13 protein-coding genes and 1 pseudogene are annotated in these 17,703 nt (G+C 57.0%); 6 read left to right on the forward strand and 8 right to left on the reverse strand.

Annotation, left to right across the window (positions count from 1 at the left end; genetic code table 11):
- Positions 1-142 precede the first annotated feature (142 nt).
- A complete protein-coding gene (locus AB5Y92_RS19600; protein ID WP_164537685.1) occupies positions 143-637 on the forward strand; it encodes a prolyl-tRNA synthetase associated domain-containing protein in 495 nt (164 codons plus the stop codon).
- Positions 638-746: 109 nt separating this feature from the next.
- Here the strand turns inward: AB5Y92_RS19600 and AB5Y92_RS19605 are convergent, their stop codons facing one another.
- Positions 747-875, reverse strand: coding sequence for a hypothetical protein (locus AB5Y92_RS19605; protein WP_265177933.1), 129 nt, complete (start codon positions 873-875; stop codon positions 747-749).
- A gap of 25 nt (positions 876-900) precedes the next feature.
- Between AB5Y92_RS19605 and AB5Y92_RS19610 the strand changes: the two genes are divergently transcribed.
- Positions 901-2,139 (forward strand): GGDEF domain-containing protein, encoded by a 1,239-nt coding sequence (locus AB5Y92_RS19610; protein ID WP_164537686.1) that lies wholly within the window; start codon positions 901-903, stop codon positions 2,137-2,139.
- 30 nt (positions 2,140-2,169) lie between these two features.
- Here AB5Y92_RS19610 and AB5Y92_RS19615 read toward each other — a convergent pair.
- Positions 2,170-2,493, reverse strand: a pseudogene (locus tag AB5Y92_RS19615) (leucine-rich repeat domain-containing protein); the annotation flags it as partial.
- A 320-nt stretch (positions 2,494-2,813) separates the two neighbouring features.
- Here AB5Y92_RS19615 and AB5Y92_RS19620 point away from each other — a divergent pair.
- Together AB5Y92_RS19620 and AB5Y92_RS19625 are read left to right on the forward strand one after the other, a co-directional pair.
- Positions 2,814-3,578: an SDR family oxidoreductase gene (locus AB5Y92_RS19620; protein WP_368227420.1), complete on the forward strand. Its 765-nt coding sequence runs from the start codon at positions 2,814-2,816 to the stop codon at positions 3,576-3,578.
- Between the two features lie 51 nt (positions 3,579-3,629).
- Positions 3,630-4,457, forward strand: coding sequence for a bifunctional transcriptional activator/DNA repair enzyme AdaA (locus tag AB5Y92_RS19625; protein ID WP_368227421.1), 828 nt, complete (start codon positions 3,630-3,632; stop codon positions 4,455-4,457).
- A 323-nt stretch (positions 4,458-4,780) separates the two neighbouring features.
- On the opposite strand, the gene AB5Y92_RS19630 is transcribed toward AB5Y92_RS19625, so the two are convergent.
- From AB5Y92_RS19630 to AB5Y92_RS19650, 5 genes are all read right to left on the reverse strand, one after another.
- On the reverse strand, positions 4,781-8,623 hold the full coding sequence (locus AB5Y92_RS19630) for a hypothetical protein (RefSeq protein WP_368227422.1): 3,843 nt from the start codon (positions 8,621-8,623) through the stop codon (positions 4,781-4,783).
- 298 nt (positions 8,624-8,921) lie between these two features.
- On the reverse strand, positions 8,922-9,194 hold the full coding sequence (locus tag AB5Y92_RS19635; RefSeq protein WP_005337011.1) for a hypothetical protein: 273 nt from the start codon (positions 9,192-9,194) through the stop codon (positions 8,922-8,924).
- 379 nt (positions 9,195-9,573) lie between these two features.
- Positions 9,574-11,163 (reverse strand): glutamine-hydrolyzing GMP synthase, encoded by a 1,590-nt coding sequence (guaA, locus tag AB5Y92_RS19640; RefSeq protein WP_100653583.1) that lies wholly within the window; start codon positions 11,161-11,163, stop codon positions 9,574-9,576.
- A gap of 84 nt (positions 11,164-11,247) precedes the next feature.
- The gene (gene guaB, locus AB5Y92_RS19645; RefSeq protein WP_005360033.1) at positions 11,248-12,711 is read right to left on the reverse strand and encodes an IMP dehydrogenase; all 1,464 of its coding nucleotides are present in this window, start codon (positions 12,709-12,711) and stop codon (positions 11,248-11,250) included.
- A 444-nt stretch (positions 12,712-13,155) separates the two neighbouring features.
- Positions 13,156-13,707 carry a cytochrome b gene (locus AB5Y92_RS19650; protein ID WP_201988130.1) on the reverse strand — a complete coding sequence of 184 codons (552 nt, stop codon included), beginning with the start codon at positions 13,705-13,707 and terminating at the stop codon, positions 13,156-13,158.
- A gap of 289 nt (positions 13,708-13,996) precedes the next feature.
- Here AB5Y92_RS19650 and xseA point away from each other — a divergent pair, with 289 nt between their 5' ends.
- Positions 13,997-15,376: an exodeoxyribonuclease VII large subunit gene (gene xseA, locus AB5Y92_RS19655; protein ID WP_201988129.1), complete on the forward strand. Its 1,380-nt coding sequence runs from the start codon at positions 13,997-13,999 to the stop codon at positions 15,374-15,376.
- Between the two features lie 116 nt (positions 15,377-15,492).
- Here xseA and AB5Y92_RS19660 read toward each other — a convergent pair whose 3' ends face one another.
- Entirely contained in the window at positions 15,493-16,212 is a 720-nt protein-coding gene (locus AB5Y92_RS19660) for a GntR family transcriptional regulator (RefSeq protein ID WP_005360030.1), read from the reverse strand.
- Between the two features lie 247 nt (positions 16,213-16,459).
- Between AB5Y92_RS19660 and AB5Y92_RS19665 the strand changes: the two genes are divergently transcribed.
- Positions 16,460-17,703: fructose PTS transporter subunit IIA (locus tag AB5Y92_RS19665; RefSeq protein WP_368227423.1), on the forward strand; the 1,244-nt coding region annotated here is incomplete at its 3' end.

Genomic DNA, 17,703 nt, shown 5'->3' on the forward strand with positions numbered 1-17,703 from the left:
ATGGGACCATTGTACGTTCATACAGTACCTGCTCGCAATCGTCACGCTGGCTGCGAGGCGGGAGTCAAACTGGTAAGCTCGATCCGGTCGTTATTCCCGCCCATCCCGTTCTGACCACTCTTCGCCGACAAAAGGAGTCTTTGTGGCAATCTATTCCCTGCTGGATCAGCTGGCTATCCCCTACCAGCGTATTGATCATCCCCCAGTGTTTACCTGTGAGGAGGCGAGCAAGTTGCTGCCCGACCTGCCCGCCGCCAAGACCAAGAACCTCTTTTTGCGCGACCCGAAAAGCGAGCGGCTGTTCCTGGTGGTGAGTCCGGAGGAGCACCGGGTCGACCTCAAGGCGCTGGCAGCCATGCTCGGGGTCAAGCGGCTGAGCTTTGGCTCCCCGGAGCGGCTCGATGCGGTGCTCGGCCTCACCCCGGGATCGGTGACCCTGCTCGCCATGGTGCGCGACAGGGAAAAAGCGGTAGAGCTGGTGGTGGACGAGGCCATCTGGCAGGCCGAACAGGTGCAGTGCCATCCGCTGGCCAACACCGCTACCCTGATCATCCGCCTCAACGACGTGCGCCGTCTGCTGACCCATCTGGACAGGGAGGCCATAGTAATGCGCTTGCCTGCTGCAACCTGCGATTAGCACAACGTCTGGCGGTTGGGTTCACCCTGCCGCCAACACAACCACCTTTCACGCAGCGAAATTGACTGACAAGACAATAAAATGGCTCCTTGTGCGCTGATAAATCGAGTCAGCAGTCGCCATCGTGCAAGAAGTCGGAGGTGAGCACATTCAGCCATTTAACCCATTGATAATAGGTTGGATTCATGTTGTGATCGGCCACTGCCAGCGGGCGATACCCCATCGCCTGTTCGTTCACAGGTGACTTCCCAGAGAGCCCCTTGATGCCAAGTCTGTTTTCCTCGGCCCAGTTGTTGAGTCTGGTGCTGTTCGTCACGCTGTCACATGTGGGGGTCGCCACCATTTTCGCCGCCATGTGGCACACCCATCGCCAGATCAGGGCATTGATCTACTGGTCAGCGGGGGAACTGGTTATCGCGGGGGCTTTTTGCTGCCTGCTGCTGCGCCCCCTTGAGGGAAATGCATCCCTTGCCAATATTCTCTGCACCAACCTGCTGTTGATGTCGACCACCCTGCTCTATGAACGGGGGATGCGCCACTTCTTTCGCCGTGAAGCCGACCAACTGGGCTGGCTGCTGCCCACCGTTACCCTCGGCGGTTTCGTCCTGTTTGCCCTGACCGCCCTGCAGCAACCCCTCTTTGATGTGCACAGCCGGATCATCGTGCTCTCCGGCGTGCTCTCGCTGCAGATTGCGCTGCTTATCTGGCAGCTCTGGCGCTACCAGCGGCTGGCCCCCGTCTATCGGGTGCTGCGCTTTGCCATTCTGCTGCTCGGCCTGCAACTGCTGTTGCAACTGCTGCGGATCGCCAAACACCTCTGGCAGCCGGAGCTGGCGGCCAACTCCTTCACCGACCCGCTGCTCGGGCCTGTGATCCTGCTCAGCCTGCTCTTTACCATCGCCCGCAGTTATCTGCTGCTGAGCCTGGTCCACACCCGCCAGCAGCAAGCCCTGCTGGCCACCCAGCGCAAGCTGGAGCGGCGCGCCAATCAGGATGAGCTGACCGGCCTGTTCAGCCGCCACTATTTCGAGCGCCAGGTGGCCCTGCGTGCACGCGAGATGGCTAGCCCTAGCCAGCTGCTGCTGATCGATCTGGACAACTTCAAGCAGATCAACGACCGCCACGGCCACCCCGCCGGTGATGCCATGCTGCGAGCCGTGGGTCGGGAGATCGCTAATACCCTGCCTTCTGAGGGCATGGCCGGTCGGCTTGGCGGCGATGAGCTGGCCCTGCTGCTGATGGCGGACCCGCAGACCCTGCCCGACTATTGTCACAGCCTGCAACAGCAGATCGCCGAGGCGACCCGGGCGCTGGCCGGTGGCCCCATCAGCCTCAGCATCGGCCTCACCTCGCTGCACCCTGACGAGGGATTTGAAGCGGCCTACCTGCGAGCGGATCAGGCTCTTTACGCCGCCAAACAGGCTGGGAGGCAACGGGCCTGCGTGCAGGAGCTCCACCACAACGAGCCGCAGCCGCTGCCGCCCTGCGCGCTCCTGTCATGAGCGCAGTGCTCGCTCTGCAGTGCCGACCGGCCAGCGCAAACCGGCGGGCAGCGCCTTGGCCGACACGGTGGCAATCCGGTTGGCCTTAAAGCCCACCATGGTGAGCGCCGGGCAACGCCCCAGCACCTCGGGTAGCTCGGTAAAGCGGTTCGCGGAGCAGAAGATGATGCGCAGTTTGCCAAACCCGGCCAGCTCGTCGGGGAGCGCGCTTAGCTGGTTGCCGGTGAGATCCAGCACCTCCAGCGTCTCTTTCAGGCTCAAAATCTCGTGGGGGAAAACCGCGAGGTTTTCAGAGAGCTTCAGATGGCGGGCGCCGCACAGTTCACCTGCGCGCAGCTGTTCCAGAGTATGCATAACCGTTTCTCAATCCTGATGATCTGTCTGATGGTGTAGCCAGCCATCAGCGCGCCGAACTCGGGTCCGGCGATTTTAAAGGGGGGCATTATAAAGAATTCGGGGCTCAGTTCGCCCCTTTTGTTGCCGCAAAGGCCTGTATCGACATGTAGCAAAACGAGTTGGAGAGAAAGAGAGCAAGATTCGGGTCGTTCCAGCGAGGAGTGGTTGCCATAGTGGGGGCCAAACCCAAGTCGGTTGGAACCTATTGGGGTTCCAACCCACAGCCAACCCTGTGCGCCTCTTAATCTGGCGCACAACACACCTGCGAGGGAACTGCCATGTCATTACTGTCCAACAAGGTCGCCATCATCACCGGCGCCAGCTCCGGCATCGGCCGCGCCAGCGCCATCCTGTTTGCCCGCGAAGGGGCCAGCGTCGTCGTCGGTGCCCGCCGCCAGCCCGAACTGGATCTGCTGGTGGAGGAGATCCGCCACGAGGGGGGCCAGGCGGTGAGTCTGGCGGGAGATGTGAAAAGCGAGAGTTACGCCCGCGCTCTTGTTGATCTCGCGTTAACCCGTTTCGGCGGGCTCGATATCGCCTTCAACAACGCAGGTACCACAGGCACGCCGTGCAGCGTAGAGCAGCTTGAGCTGACGCAGTGGCAGGAAATTCTGGATACCAACCTCACCAGCGCCTTTGTGGGAGCCAAGTACCAGATCCCCGCCATGCAGGCTCGCGGCGGTGGCTCGCTTATTTTTACCTCTACCTTTGTCGGCCATACCCTGGGGCTGCCCGGTATGGCGGCCTATGCGGCGAGCAAGGCAGGCCTCATTGGCCTGACACGGGTGCTGGCCGCCGAGTATGGGGCACAAGGGATTCGGGTCAACGCCCTACTGCCGGGGGGCACCGACACTCCCATGGGACGGGCCTTTACCGATACGCCGGAGAGTCTCGCCTTTGTGCAGAATATGCATGCCCTCAAACGGCTGGCCCAACCGGAGGAGATCGCCCGCTCAGCCCTCTATCTCGCGTCCGACGCATCCAGCTTTACTACCGGCATTGCCCTGCTGGCCGATGGTGGGGTATCAATTTGTCGCACATGATGTTGTCGCCCCCAACACACTACGACCGAAACCTTATCGTGAGAGCGCCTTATGTCTGATTACGCCCGCATCGCCGATGCCATCCGTTTTATCGCAAGTCAGGTGGAGCGCCAGCCCACTCTGGACGAGATAGCGGCGCACGTTCACTTAAGTCCCTTTCACTTTCAGCGACTGTTCAGCCGCTGGGCCGGAGTGACGCCCAAACGCTATCTGCAGGTGCTGACCCTGGAGCGGGCCAAGGCGCTGCTGCAGGAGTCGCGCCCACTGCTCGAGGTGGCCGATACCCTGGGCCTTAGCAGCGGCTCGCGGCTCTACGATCACTTCGTGCAGCTCGAAGCAGTGACGCCGGGCGAGTACAAGCAGCGCGGGGCCGGGCTGGTTATCGATCACGGGGTGCACGACACCCCCTTCGGTCAGGCATTCGTTGCCCTGACCCAGCGGGGGGTGTGCAACTTTTCGTTTCTCGATGACCAGGCCCCAGAGGCGCCACTGGCCGCCCTCGCCCGCTGCTGGCCCGAGGCAGAGCTTAGGGAGGCGCTATCACGCACCCAGAACGTCATCAACACCATGTTCGATGGCAGCAAGGCGCCTGATCGACCCATCTCCTTGCACGTGAGCGGTACCAACTTTCAGATCAGCGTCTGGCGGGCGCTGCTGCAGATCCCGCCCGCCAAGGTGGTGAGCTACGCCCAGGTGGCGAGCGCCGTCGGCAACCCCAAAGCCGCCCGCGCCGTGGGGCTGGCGGTGGGCGCCAACCCCGTCGCCTTGATGATCCCCTGCCACCGGGTCATCCAGCAAAACGGCAAACTCGGCGGCTATCACTGGGGCGAGACCCGCAAACAGGCGATACACGCCTGGGAAGCGGCGAGGTATGAGTGAAGGTAGCCTTTAGTCTGCTCGGCCTGATGGGGTGGAAGAAACAGGCGTGTTGGTAGTGAGTCAGCAAACAATCAGACAGCGCCAGACAGCGTACGGCAATATAAAGCAGGGAGATCAGAAGAATCGGGGCGCAAATCGCCCCTTTTGTTGCTTTGGCGGGGCATGGCGCTTAGCAACACCACCCCAGCGAATTGACGAAGAGACGTAGGGTGCAATAAGCGCAGCGCATTGCACCATTTGCCGAGCGGCTTTTGTGCAAGGTATGAGAAACAAAAGTAGAGGTGCAATTTCATTTCACCCTACGGGCTTGAAACAGACAATTCTTATTCAAACCGCTGCTCGTGTTCCATATCCTCCCGCTGCTCTCGTTCTTTCTGGCACTCGATTAGCTGAATCAAGTTTACAGAAACTGTTTGAGCCGCAGTCGAAATATCTGCTCTTTCATGTTCAACCAACTTACGAATAGCCTTCTCTCTGGACTGCATTAATTCGGCTCGACTGCCAGACCAAGAGGAAGGAGTGACACGCTCTGCGAATATTTCCAGAACAATAGCAGGGTCAGGAGATGACTCAAGCAGCCTGAGAGCTAACTCTGACATTCTGAGCCCTTCAATCTCGTCATCTTTTTCCCACAAGTGAATGCTTGCTGCAATAGCTACCCATACGCGGGGCTCATTTCTGGCACAACACCACGAAATCAGAAAATCCATATTAATATGGGCAATAGGTGAGAATCGTAAGTCTCTATTACAAATAAAAAACTGCCGTCGTTCTTGTTGCTCTTCAGAGCCTTCAAAGACTCGGTTTAAAAATGCTTCTGGCATCAGCGCAGCTGTTGTCTCAATGGCGCTTTCATATGAATGAACGTAGCCATAGTGCAGATCAACAACAGCAAAGATCGTGTCCAACCACTCCTGTTTTTCTGGCTCATTGCCATCGAAACGTAATGCAGCATTGATGACGCATTCCATGTTGTAATCATCGATCCCAGTGGGATCACAGTGATCCTTTGGAAGACTTAAAATCGCCGCTTTAAGACCAATCTGACGAAAATCAAGGCCAAGCTGATCTCCTGATTCTTTACCATGTAACCGCATACTTAACGCACGCAGCACCACATCACAACCTCCCGGTTTTCTCAGGAGCCGAATCGCAAGATCAATTACTCGTTCTCTGGATAAATCCCCATATTCATCCCGCCATAGGATTGATTCATACATACTCGGGTGAATATCAGAGTCATCCATAATATTCATACAACGATCCAGATCGGCTTCTGTGAAAATCCTTCGAGGATGCAACTCAACCAAACCGTGTCGAGTTTGAGGATGTTGTGCACACTGATCAAGTAATACCTTTGCAAGAGCTGGGTCGATACGGTCAACTTCTTCGATAAAGCCCTCAAAAACTGACAAGTTTTTATATCCTGCAAGCTGTATCTCAAGATACTCAACAAGTTTCAGCCAAGCAGAATATAAATCATGCCCCCCCTTGGCCAAACCTCTCCCGAATGCTGTACGGTAAGGCATGTAGTCATTAGAAAATAGGTTAGGCCCCAGTTCATCGAAATTATGACTTGAGACTGCAAACTCCTCACCCAATTGGAATGCCTTGGTTGTAAGTCGCTTTTCGGCTGCCTGATACTTGTTATGATCGTTGTGATCAAAATCGGTATCCAGCGTCCAAGGGCCATGTACTCTGCTGAGCACATACATCATGATTGTCGGAAGCAAATCATGTGGTTCCAGAGCTTTCTCAAGTGCAACAAGGCTGTCTGGTATGGGCTCTACATTATTTACATTCATTTTCTTTGTATGATTGAAATAGATCGTAGAGCGGACAGCTTTCCAACCATCCCCCCAAGGATGGTGTTCATGTAATTTTCGAGCTGCATCAATCAGTATTTCCCTCATCACTTGCTGGTTCCACATCCCTCGAAATGTATTAGCCATGATCTGTCGTGCAGGGACTTCAAGAGCAGGATCGCCTGAAGTGCCCAATTGTACAGCTTCATCGATAAAAGCGCGGCGCCACTGCACAAGCTCATCATGATTAGGGTGAAGTCCATAGTCTCTCGGTCGAGCACCAAACGCATTACTTCCAAAGCCAGTCCAGCGATCCTCTAGGGCTGTCGAAAGCATCTTGAAACCCAATGATTTACGTCTAGGAACATCAGATGAAAAACATTCATTCATAATGGCAATGCGTTGTTCTAAAGTAGCGTGTGTTCCGGATAGATATGCTTGGAAGAAATTCGTTATCTGCCTTGTCAGCGAGTTGTTACCATCGCTCTCCTTCTCATAATCGGCCAGATGAATAAGAATCCTAATACAGCGTTCGAATGCACTAGGCTCATATGCCAATAATTGCAGAAGATTAATCATGGTTGAAGTGCATATATTCTTACTCGTTGCATCTTCTTGAATGTAAAACGGGGTCAACACCGTTTCAATCCTATCTAGCAGAGCTTCAGGCACAACTGGCGCGATATAATTAAGCATTCTTTCCGATATATCGCTTAATTCTGTTAACCGTCCTAACAACCCGTCAGGCTGAAGCCAACATTCAACAATTTCTTTGGCCACGGGATGATCGTGCAACAGCCCTAACCTGTGCGCGAAAGACATCAGTAAGCGTTGACGACCGGTGGCTTCAAAGGTCGCCCTGAGTTGATCAACTGGAATGCTATTAAGTGCCAATGCAGCCAGCCTATTGGCAACGGCATGAGGCAAAATGGCCCGCCAATGGGCCCTCTTTTGTACGATATGGCGATCTGACAACTTGCTTGTTGCTCGGAACAACTGGCTTACGGAATACCCCGAGATAGAACCCAATACCCCCAGTTCGCTTTGTCCTTCCTCAGCCGTTGAGACCGAAAATGAATAGACTAGAGACAATATTTCAGCCTGCTCCCGTAGACCATCATCCGGATTGTTTCGCTGTTCAAACAAACGGTTAAATAACTGTGCATCTGAAAGCTGGGCCAGACTTTCACCTTCCTCAACTCTCTCTGCAATAGCCAGAGAAACCCGCGCATTACCATCAGCAAACTCCGCTATTCGGCGGGCGTTATTTCGACCGATATTGGGAAAACGACGTAGAACAAGCTGTTCGGCAACCTCAGGCCCCACCGCTTCAATCTGGATGACCTCTGTGGTCTGAGGCTTGTCATCTCTAATGTCATACTCAACGGTAATAAGACTGATCGTACCTTTGGCCGCTACTTTACTGGCTAGAAGAGTGTGCAATTCAGAAGGACAATTATCGAGGATCATAATGGCCCGCCGTCCCTCAGCGATCAGTCTATCCAACATTGCTGTTGCAGAGGGCTCCGGGTTTTCACCGGTATCAACATAAACTGCGATAGTCCGATCGAGCGCATCTGCTCCGACGGATTCATCGAAAAGAGCCTGTACAATTCGGGTCTTCCCAACACCGGATAATCCCGTAATGCGAACCGCTTTATTGGTTGAGCGAATCAGCTCACGCATTGGCCCGATAGCATCCTGAATGGCTAGCTTTTGCCCTTTTCCTGATGGCAGAGTAATTGTCACCCCTGGTGCTGAAATCAAGGTATCTTCTGACCCCTGAGGTGGATTGCTCCAAGCCCCATATGGCTGCCACCCAGAATATCCCTGACCAAGTATTTTTTTGGCCCAGAGCATGACTGACGGGTGCTGCCGCAGCCATTGCACCAGTTTCGAGCGGTCATAAAAATCCAAGTGAATATTGGATCGGTTAGGAGCATCCGCTACCGCATACTGCATTGCTTGCAGGCGATCCTCTTTCATAAGGGGAGAACAATCATCACCCAAGCTGACGATGATATAGCTCCCTCCCTTTGCCGCTTGACCCGTGATAGTCGATGATAATGCACCATCAATAGTCATTTCTGAGGTTATCGCGGCCCTCGGCATTGGATGCTTTTTGGCTTGAAAAATCGTATCAGGTCTTTCAATAAAGCCAGTGCACATTTGCTCGACCGGTACTTTGACGTGCACATCGATACCGCCATCGGGAGCATTTATAGAGCCTGACCAGTGTACATAAGCAGGGCTATGACCATCGGCGGCAATTTCCGCCTCGGCAAGGCGCGCTATTAACTCTTCAAGCTGGGTATCAGAGAGCCGGAGTAAGTCGTCTTTCTCAATATCAAAAATCGCCACGATGCCCTCTGATGCTTCCGAGTTAGAAGGCCACTATATTATTCATATATAAATCAATTATCTACTTGTACAGAAAATGGTGTGACCTATATCGGGAGGTGATTGCATTTCGAACAAAAATATCTACCCACGTCAACAATCGTATGAGTTTCATTTCTCCACTGTTTCGTTGTCCGAACAAAATTTACGTGCAAACTCCAGCAATAAGAAAGACGCCCTAAGGCGTCTTTCTTATTTTCAGGGTTTGAAGCAAACCGGCTAGGAGATTTCCCCCTCCCCGCCTTGCCCTACCACCCAATCAGATTGGGGTAATGGAGGTGATATGGGCATCCCCGTCCAGTGATTTGAAGATCTGCACCACGGCTTCGCCATGGATCGGTTTGGCAAGCGGCACAGTGCTCTTGCACTTGAAGCGGTAGTTGGTGCCAGCCACCACTTGAGTGGAGACTTCAAAGGGTACGTACTGCACCCCGACAAATCCTTTCAGCGCCTGATCAAATACCGCCTGATCCTCGGCGGTCAGCTTGTGATATGCGGTCCATCCACCCACCAACACTGCTTGTTCTGACATATCAAACTCTCCGTGCTCTATGATCCCGACTCGTTTGGCCGTTCGGGCTGCGCCCCGTTGATTCAAGTGGTTTCCGGTCTCCACCGGGGTGTCATCACTGCCGGTTGGCGCGATGACGATGGGCCCGTTTGCGCAGCTATCTGCAACTCGATCAGCCCTCCCCCCAGCCACAAGCCGCTGTTGACAGCGGGCTCAATTGGCATGAGAGAGCCTAGTGCGAGATGGCAAAAATGCCCCTGTCACATATGACAGGGGCAAGGTGGCAAAAAAGCTGCTCGAAAAAAGAAGATATGTGGCGCAAACGATTGAGAAAAGAAAAGACGCCTCAAGGGCGTCTTTTTGCATTTTTATGCTCGAAGGGCAGAAGGGCGCGAGCCGCTTATTCCCATTCGATAGTTGCGGGCGGCTTGCCGGAAACGTCGTACACCACGCGGGAGATACCGTTGATCTCGTTGATGATGCGGTTCGATACGTGACCGAGGAAGTCGTACGGCAGGTGAGCCCAGTGGGCGGTCATAAAGTCGATGGTTTCAACGGCGCGAAGCGCAATAACCCAGTCATATTTACGACCATCGCCCATCACGCCAACGGAGCGCACCGGCAGGAACACGGCAAACGCCTGGCTGACCTGGTTGTAGAGGTCAGCTTTGCGCAGCTCTTCGATAAAGACTGCATCGGCGCGGCGCAGAATATCGCAGTACTCTTTCTTCACTTCGCCAAGGACGCGCACGCCCAGACCCGGGCCCGGGAACGGGTGACGGTAGAGCATGTCGTAGGGCAGACCCAGCTCAAGACCAACGCGGCGCACTTCGTCTTTGAACAGCTCGCGCAGCGGCTCGACCAGACCCATCTTCATCTCTTCCGGCAGGCCGCCGACGTTGTGGTGAGACTTGATGACGTGGGCCTTGCCGGTCTTGCTGGCAGCGGATTCGATAACGTCCGGATAGATGGTGCCTTGCGCCAGCCACTTGGCGTTTTTCAGCTTTTTCGCTTCATCGTCGAACACTTCGACGAAGACGCGGCCGATGATTTTGCGCTTGGCTTCCGGCTCGTCAACACCTGCCAGGGCAGAGAGGAAGCGCTCTTCCGCTTCAACCTTGATGATGTTCAGACCAAAGTGGTCACCAAACATCTCCATCACTTGGGTGCCTTCGTTCAGGCGCAGCAGGCCGTTGTCGACGAAGACGCAGGTCAGGCGATCGCCGATGGCGCGGTGCACCAGCATGGCAACCACGGAGGAGTCGACACCGCCGGAGAGGCCGAGGATCACTTCATCGTCACCCACCTGCTCGCGGATGCGGGCAACGGCGTCGTCGATGATGGTGGCCGGGGTCCAGAGGCATTCGCAGCCGCAGATATCTTTGACGAAGTGCTCCAGCATGCGGGCCCCCTGACGGGTGTGGGTCACTTCCGGGTGGAACTGCACGCCGTAGAAACGCTTGGCCTCACACGCCATGGCCGCGTGCGGGCAGGTCGGGGTCTGGGCGATGGTGGTGAAGTCGGCCGGAATGGTGGTGACCTTGTCACCGTGGCTCATCCAGACATCCAGCAGGGCATTGCCGTTGTCGGCGATGGCATCTTCGATGTTGCGCAAGAGGGCACTGCTCTTGCCAGCTTCGCCCAGCACTTCCACCTTGGCGTAACCGAATTCACGCTCAGTAGAGGATTGCACCTTGCCACCCAGCTGCTCGGCCATGGTCTGCATGCCATAGCAGATACCGAACACAGGGACACCGGCGTTGAATACATACTCGGGGGCCCGCGGGCTGCCAGCTTCGGTGACGGATTCGGGGCCGCCGGAGAGGATGATGCCGCTCGGATTGAATTCGCGGATCTGCTCTTCGGTTACGTCCCAGGCCCACAGTTCGCAGTAAACGCCGATTTCGCGCACGCGGCGGGCGATCAGCTGGGTGTACTGGGAACCGAAGTCGAGGATAAGGATACGGTGCTGGTGAATGTCTTTAGTCATTTTATTCCTGCATCAGGCTGATGTTGTCACAAAGGGCACGGGATAAAAAAAGGGTGGAAAAACGGGGCGCAGGGCCCCGTTTTATCAGCCCATCCGATAGTTGGGGGCTTCTTTGGTAATGGTCACATCGTGGACGTGGGACTCTTTCATCCCGGCGCCGGAGATGCGCACGAACTCAGCTTTGGTGCGCATATCGTCGATGGTGGCGCTGCCGGTCAGGCCCATGGAGGAGCGCAGGCCGCCCATCTGCTGGTGGATGATCTCTTTGAGGCGCCCCTTGTACGGCACGCGACCTTCGATACCTTCCGGCACCAGCTTGTCGGCGGCGTTGTCGGTCTGGAAGTAGCGGTCGCTGGAGCCTTTGGACATGGCGCCCAGGGAACCCATACCACGGTAGGATTTGAAGGAGCGACCCTGATAGAGCTCGATCTCACCCGGCGCTTCTTCAGTACCGGCGAACATGGAACCCACCATGACGCAGCTGGCGCCCGCGGCAATGGCCTTGGCGATGTCGCCGGAGAAGCGGATACCGCCATCGGCAATCACCGGAATACCGGTGCCTTCCAGCGCGTCAACGGCGTCGGAGATGGCGGTGATCTGGGGCACGCCCACACCGGTCACGATACGGGTAGTACAGATGGAGCCCGGGCCGATACCGACCTTGACCGCATTGACACCGGCCGCAGCCAGCGCCTTGGCGCCCGCGGCGGTCGCCACGTTGCCACCGATGATCTGCAGATCCGGATAGGCATCGCGAGTGGCCTTGATGCGATCCAGCACGCCCTGAGAGTGACCGTGGGAGGAGTCGATCAGCAGCACGTCAACACCGGCTTCCACCAGCGCAGCGACGCGCTCTTCGTTACCGGCACCGGCGCCAACGGCAGCACCGACCCGCAGACGACCCTTGTCATCTTTACAGGCGTGGGGCTTGCGCTCGGCTTTCTGGAAATCTTTAACGGTGATCATGCCCTTGAGTTTGAAGTCGGCGTTCACCACCAGCACTTTTTCGATACGGTGCTTTTGCATCAGGGCAACCACCTCTTCGCGAGGGGCCCCTTCACGCACGGTGACCAGACGATCTTTCTGGGTCATGATCTGTTCAACGGTCTGGGAGAGGTCAATCACGAAGCGCACGTCACGGCCGGTGATGATACCGACCAGCTGATTGCCGTCAGTCACCACGGGGTAACCGGCGAAGCCATTCTTGTGGCTCAGCTCCTTGATTTGGGCGATGGTCATGTCAGGGCGCACGGTGACGGGGTCAGTGACCACGCCGCTCTCGTACTTCTTGACCTTGCGCACTTCGGCAGCCTGCTGCTCGATGGACATGTTCTTGTGGATAAAGCCGATACCGCCTTCCTGGGCCAGTGCGATAGCCAGACGGGCTTCGGTCACTGTGTCCATGGCAGCGGAGATCATCGGGATGTTCAAGCTGATGGCGGAGGTCAGCTTGGTACGCAGATCGGCAGTATTGGGAAGAACTTCGGAGTGGGCGGGAACCAACAGTACATCGTCGAAGGTTAACGCTTCTTTGGCAATCCTGAGCATGGCAATATCTCACCGTTGAGGAAGTGGGGGTGTAAAATATTGCCGACGAAGTTTACTCACGCATTGGTCACTGGTAAAGAAGTTTTTTGAATTTTTTATGGCATAGCCCTCTTTTAGGCGGCCAAAACGCCAAAAAACCAAGATTATCAGTACGAAAAGCGCCATTTCGGGGCAAAAGAGTTGGCTAACCGGTGATTTATGCAAAACCGGTAGGTGCCGACGCAGCCTAACCCCCATGCAAAGGGATGATCGACAGGGGCTCAGGGGGCAAGCGGCCTCTGACCACCCTCCCCTTGTCTTGTGTCCTTGTATCGTCTCTTGCCCTCGCGGCGACCACTCGCACCGGTATCATTCTCTTCTCAATGTCCTTTGCTCGGGCTGGATAATAAATTTCGCCCGCTGCCAATATATATTTTCTGGCAAAACAAGGGTTGCCTCTCTTTATTATTTTCGCCCCACCATCCGCAGCAAGGTATTATCTTTATCCAGCAGATGATGTTTCAACGCCCCGACAATGTGCACCAACAAAAATGCCAGCATGACATATGGCAAATAAATATGGATTGTGTGGGCAATATCCCGAACGGATTCACTGAATGGAATCACGTTGGCAGGATCACGGATATCTGGATTCATCGGGATAATAGACCAGCCAAATATCGCGACACCTCGGCCAGCCGCTGCGGAATAACAGAGACCGGACACCGGAATAAGCAGCGTTGAAATCAGCAAACCCCAGTGGATCGCCCTGGCTGCCAATGCCTCGTAAACAGGATATTGACGCACAGGCTCAGGCCACCCTTTAACAAGGCGGAGAATGGCGCGGGGCAGGATCAAGATAAGTGCAATCACCCCCAGAGATTTATGCAGGGCATAGAGATCCCATATTTCAAATTTAACCATCAGATAGCCCACAAGGGTCAGGCCAATCATCAGCAAGGCAACCGACCAGTGCAGCAAACGGGTCGTCAAACTTAAGTGGGTTGAGGGATTCATAAGCAACTCCAAACAGGGGGCGAGTAAACGCTGGTCAAGATGGTGGCGCCGTGAACATCAGCGGGACAAGATATATCAACGGCATCTAGGCAAGCCGCAACGCGGCCAGATGCAGGCAAGCGCGAGGGCTTTGTCGGGAGCCATACTGCCTGCCCGGATAAACGGCAGCGTTTCCAATCTTGCTTTTCTGCTGCTGGCGCCTCCTGCTTAACGTCCTCCCCCTGTTTCGGGTTAAGATAGCGGCCACCGTTTTATCCCGGCCCCGCCGGAGCAGACCACAGGTACGCCATTGAACCGATTTACCCCATCCAGTGCGGCGAACGGCCGCGAGCAGCAGGTCTTTACCGTCACCCGCCTCAACAGCGCAGTGCGCATGATCCTGGAGCAGGATCTGGGGCTGGTGTGGCTGACCGGCGAGCTCTCCAATCTGGCGGTGCCAAGCTCCGGCCACTGGTATTTCTCGCTTAAGGACATGTCGGCCCAGGTGCGCTGCGCCATGTTCAAGGGCAACAACCGGCGGGTGGCGTTTCGCCCACAGGATGGCATGCAGGTGCTGGTGCAGGCGCGGGTCTCTCTCTATGAGCCGCGCGGCGACTACCAGCTGATCATCGAGTCGATGCAGCCGGCGGGCGACGGCGTATTGGCCCTGCGTTTTGAAGAGCTCAAGCGCCGCCTCGGCGCCGAGGGGCTGTTTGACGAAAGCCGCAAGCGGCCGCTGCCCCGCGAACCACGGGCGGTGGGACTGGTCACCTCTTCTACCGGCGCCGCCCTGCACGATATGCTGACGGTGCTTAAACGGCGCGCGCCGGATCTGCCGGTCTTTATCTACCCGACCCAGGTGCAGGGGAGCGCCGCCATCAGCCAGATCGTCGCAGCAATCACCAAAGCGAACCAGCGCGCCGAGGTGGATGTGCTGATCGTCGGGCGCGGCGGCGGCTCGCTAGAAGATCTCTGGTGCTTCAACGAAGAGGCGGTGGCGCGTGCCATTGCCCACTCTGCCATACCTGTGGTGAGCGCGGTGGGCCACGAGGTGGATGTCACCATCAGCGACTTTGCCGCCGACTTGCGCGCCCCTACCCCATCGGCCGCCGCCGAGCTGGTGGCACCGGACAATCAGGCCCGTATTCAGCGCCTCGCCCACCTCAAGCAGCGACTGCTGCAGGCGATGAGCCGCCAGCAGACCGCCGCCCGCCACGATTTCATCCTGCTGCAAAAGCGGCTCGACCATCAGGACCCGAAACGGCGACTGGAGCAGCAATCCCAGCGCCTCGACGAACTCTCCACCCGTTTGCAGCAGCTATTGCGCCAGCGACTGCATCAGGGTGAGCGGCGCCTCACCAACCTTGAGCTGCGCCTGCAGGGCAAAAGTCCGGAGCGCCTCTTGGCAGCTGGCAAGCGCCGCCATCAGCTGGCCGAGGAGCGACTCTATGCCCTGATTGCCAAGCGGCAAGACCTTGCCAGTCACCGCCTCGCCATGCTCACCGCCCGCCTCGACGGGGTGAGCCCGCTTGCCACTCTGGGTCGCGGCTACTCCATCACCCGCAATGCACGTGGCGACGTCATCAGCCGCGCCGATCAGGTCAACAGTGGCGACCAGCTCCTCACCACCCTGGCGCAAGGTAGCCTGCAGGTGCGGGTCGAGGAAGTTATCAACGACTCAGCGCAGTAGATCGGCTGCATCAAACCACCAGCCAATCTGCTATTCAGCCCGGCAATCAGCCAAAAACAAAGGCCACCACCGCAAACACGGTGGTGGCCTTTTTTATCTCGGGTGCTGGCAACCGCTCACCCCTTGGTACGGCGCGCCACCAGAGTGAACTTGTAGTCATCGCTCTTGAAGAAGTTGCGACTGAACTCGAACACGGTGCCATCTTGCAAAAAGCCGCGGGAGACCTTCTCGATAATGGGCTTGGCGGGATCGATACCGAGCGCCTCCACCACCTGCGCCGAGGGGAGCACCGGGATGATCTCCTGCTCGCTGCGGTCAATCACCAGCTGCTTCACCTCTTCGATGTAGTGGTACTTCGAGCCCTGCATCACCGCATAGCTGAGGTCGGGGAAGAGGGCGAGCGGCATCCAGGTCTCCTCCAGCGTTACCGCGATCTGGCGAATAAAGCGCACCCGCTTGACGTAGTAGACCAGCGCCCCTTCCAGCAGATTGAGCCGCTCGGCCAGCTCGCTGCTCGCCTTGATCACCTCGAAGGCGAGAATGTCGCTGTGGGTCTCGGCCGCCGGATCGGTCACCTTCTCATAGAGGCTGGTGAGCTGATAGATGTCGTAGTTCACCTTCTCCTGCCGCACATAACTGCCGCTGCCCTGAATGCTCTCGATGACGTTGAGTTCGGTCAGCTGCTTGAGGGCCTGACGCACCGTCACCCGGCTCACCCCGAACTGCTCGCGCAGCTCGGCTTCGGTGGGCAGGGCATCGCCGGGGGCCAGCTCCCCTTGCGCAATCCACTGCTGGATGGTGTCGGCTATCTGGCGATACATGGGTTTTTTCGACACGAAAGGCCACCTCGTCGGCTCTGCACCATGATAAATGGAAGAGGCGCCATTCTACCCCAGTTGCCCGGCAGACAAAACGGCTCAGCCTCATTTGACCTAACAAATCACCTTGAACAAACAATACAAAAGCAATACAAATAACTAATTGTATGATACCACTCACAAAAATCAGTCGGCCGGTTTGTTAGCATCGCTGTCACTTTCACCATGACGGCTTGCTGGCAAGCCAACCTGACAGAGGATCATCATGAATCTGACCAGTCTTACCGGCCCCCATCTCATCACGTTGCAAACCCGGTTTGCCGATCGGGATGCGGCCATTCATGCCCTGGCTGATCGGCTCGATCAGGCCGGCAAGCTGCACGACAAGGCTGCCTTTCTGGCTGCGGTCATGGCCCGAGAGGCGCAGGGCCCCACCGCCCTTGGCGAAGGGCTGGCGGTGCCACACGGCAAGTGCGATGCGGTGCGTGAAGCAGCCTTTGCCGTCGCTACCCTGAGCGAGGAGCTGGGCTGGGAGGGGATCGACGGCCCCGAGCCGGTCAATCTGATCTTCATGCTGGCGATCCCGACCGATCAGGCGGGCTCCACCCATATGCAGCTGCTCACCACCCTCACCACGGCCCTGGTGGATGACGATACCCGCGAGGCGGTGCTGGCGGCCCAGAGTGCCGAGCAGCTGATGGCGCTGCTCGATGGCGAAGGGGATAGTGGCAAGCAACCAGCAAAAGAAGACAACCTAGATACAAATCAACCCACTGTGGTCTGTGTCACCGCCTGCCCGGCGGGGATCGCCCACACCTATATGGCCGCCGAGTATCTGGAAAAGGCGGGGCGCAAGCTGGGGATTCGGGTACTGGTCGAGAAGCAGGGTGCCAACGGCATCGAGGATCGCCTGCCGCAAGAGGCACTCGATGCTGCGGTGGCCTGCATCTTCGCCGCCGAGGTGGCCATCAAGGAGCAGGAGCGTTTTGCCGGCATCCCCCGGATCGAGACGCCGGTGGCCGAGCCAATCCGCCATGCCGAGCGGATCCTCAATGATGCGCTGGAAGCGGCCAAGAGTGGTCGCACAGCCCCGACGCCCAACCCCAGCCAGAGCGACGCGCCGACCGGCAAGAAGGTGAGCCTCAAGACCGAGCTCAAGCAGGCGCTGCTGAGCGGTATCTCCTTTGCCGTGCCGCTGATCGTGGCGGGTGGTACCGTGCTCGCCGTCTCTGTGCTGCTGGCCCAGATCTTCGGCCTGCAACATCTGTTTGATACCGAGAACTCCTGGCTCTGGATGTACCGCAAGCTGGGCGGTGGCATGCTGGGCACCCTGATGGTGCCGGTGCTGGCGGCCTATACCGCCTATTCGCTGGCAGACAAACCGGCGCTGGGCCCGGGCTTTGCGGCGGGACTGGCCGCCAACATGATTGGCTCCGGTTTTCTCGGCGGCGTGGTCGGTGGTCTTATCGCCGGTTACCTGATGCGCTGGGTCAAGCAACATGTGCGCCT

The sequence above is a fragment of the Aeromonas sp. R1-1 genome, assembly GCF_040908495.1.
GTDB classification, from domain to species: Bacteria; Pseudomonadota; Gammaproteobacteria; order Enterobacterales; family Aeromonadaceae; genus Aeromonas; species Aeromonas veronii.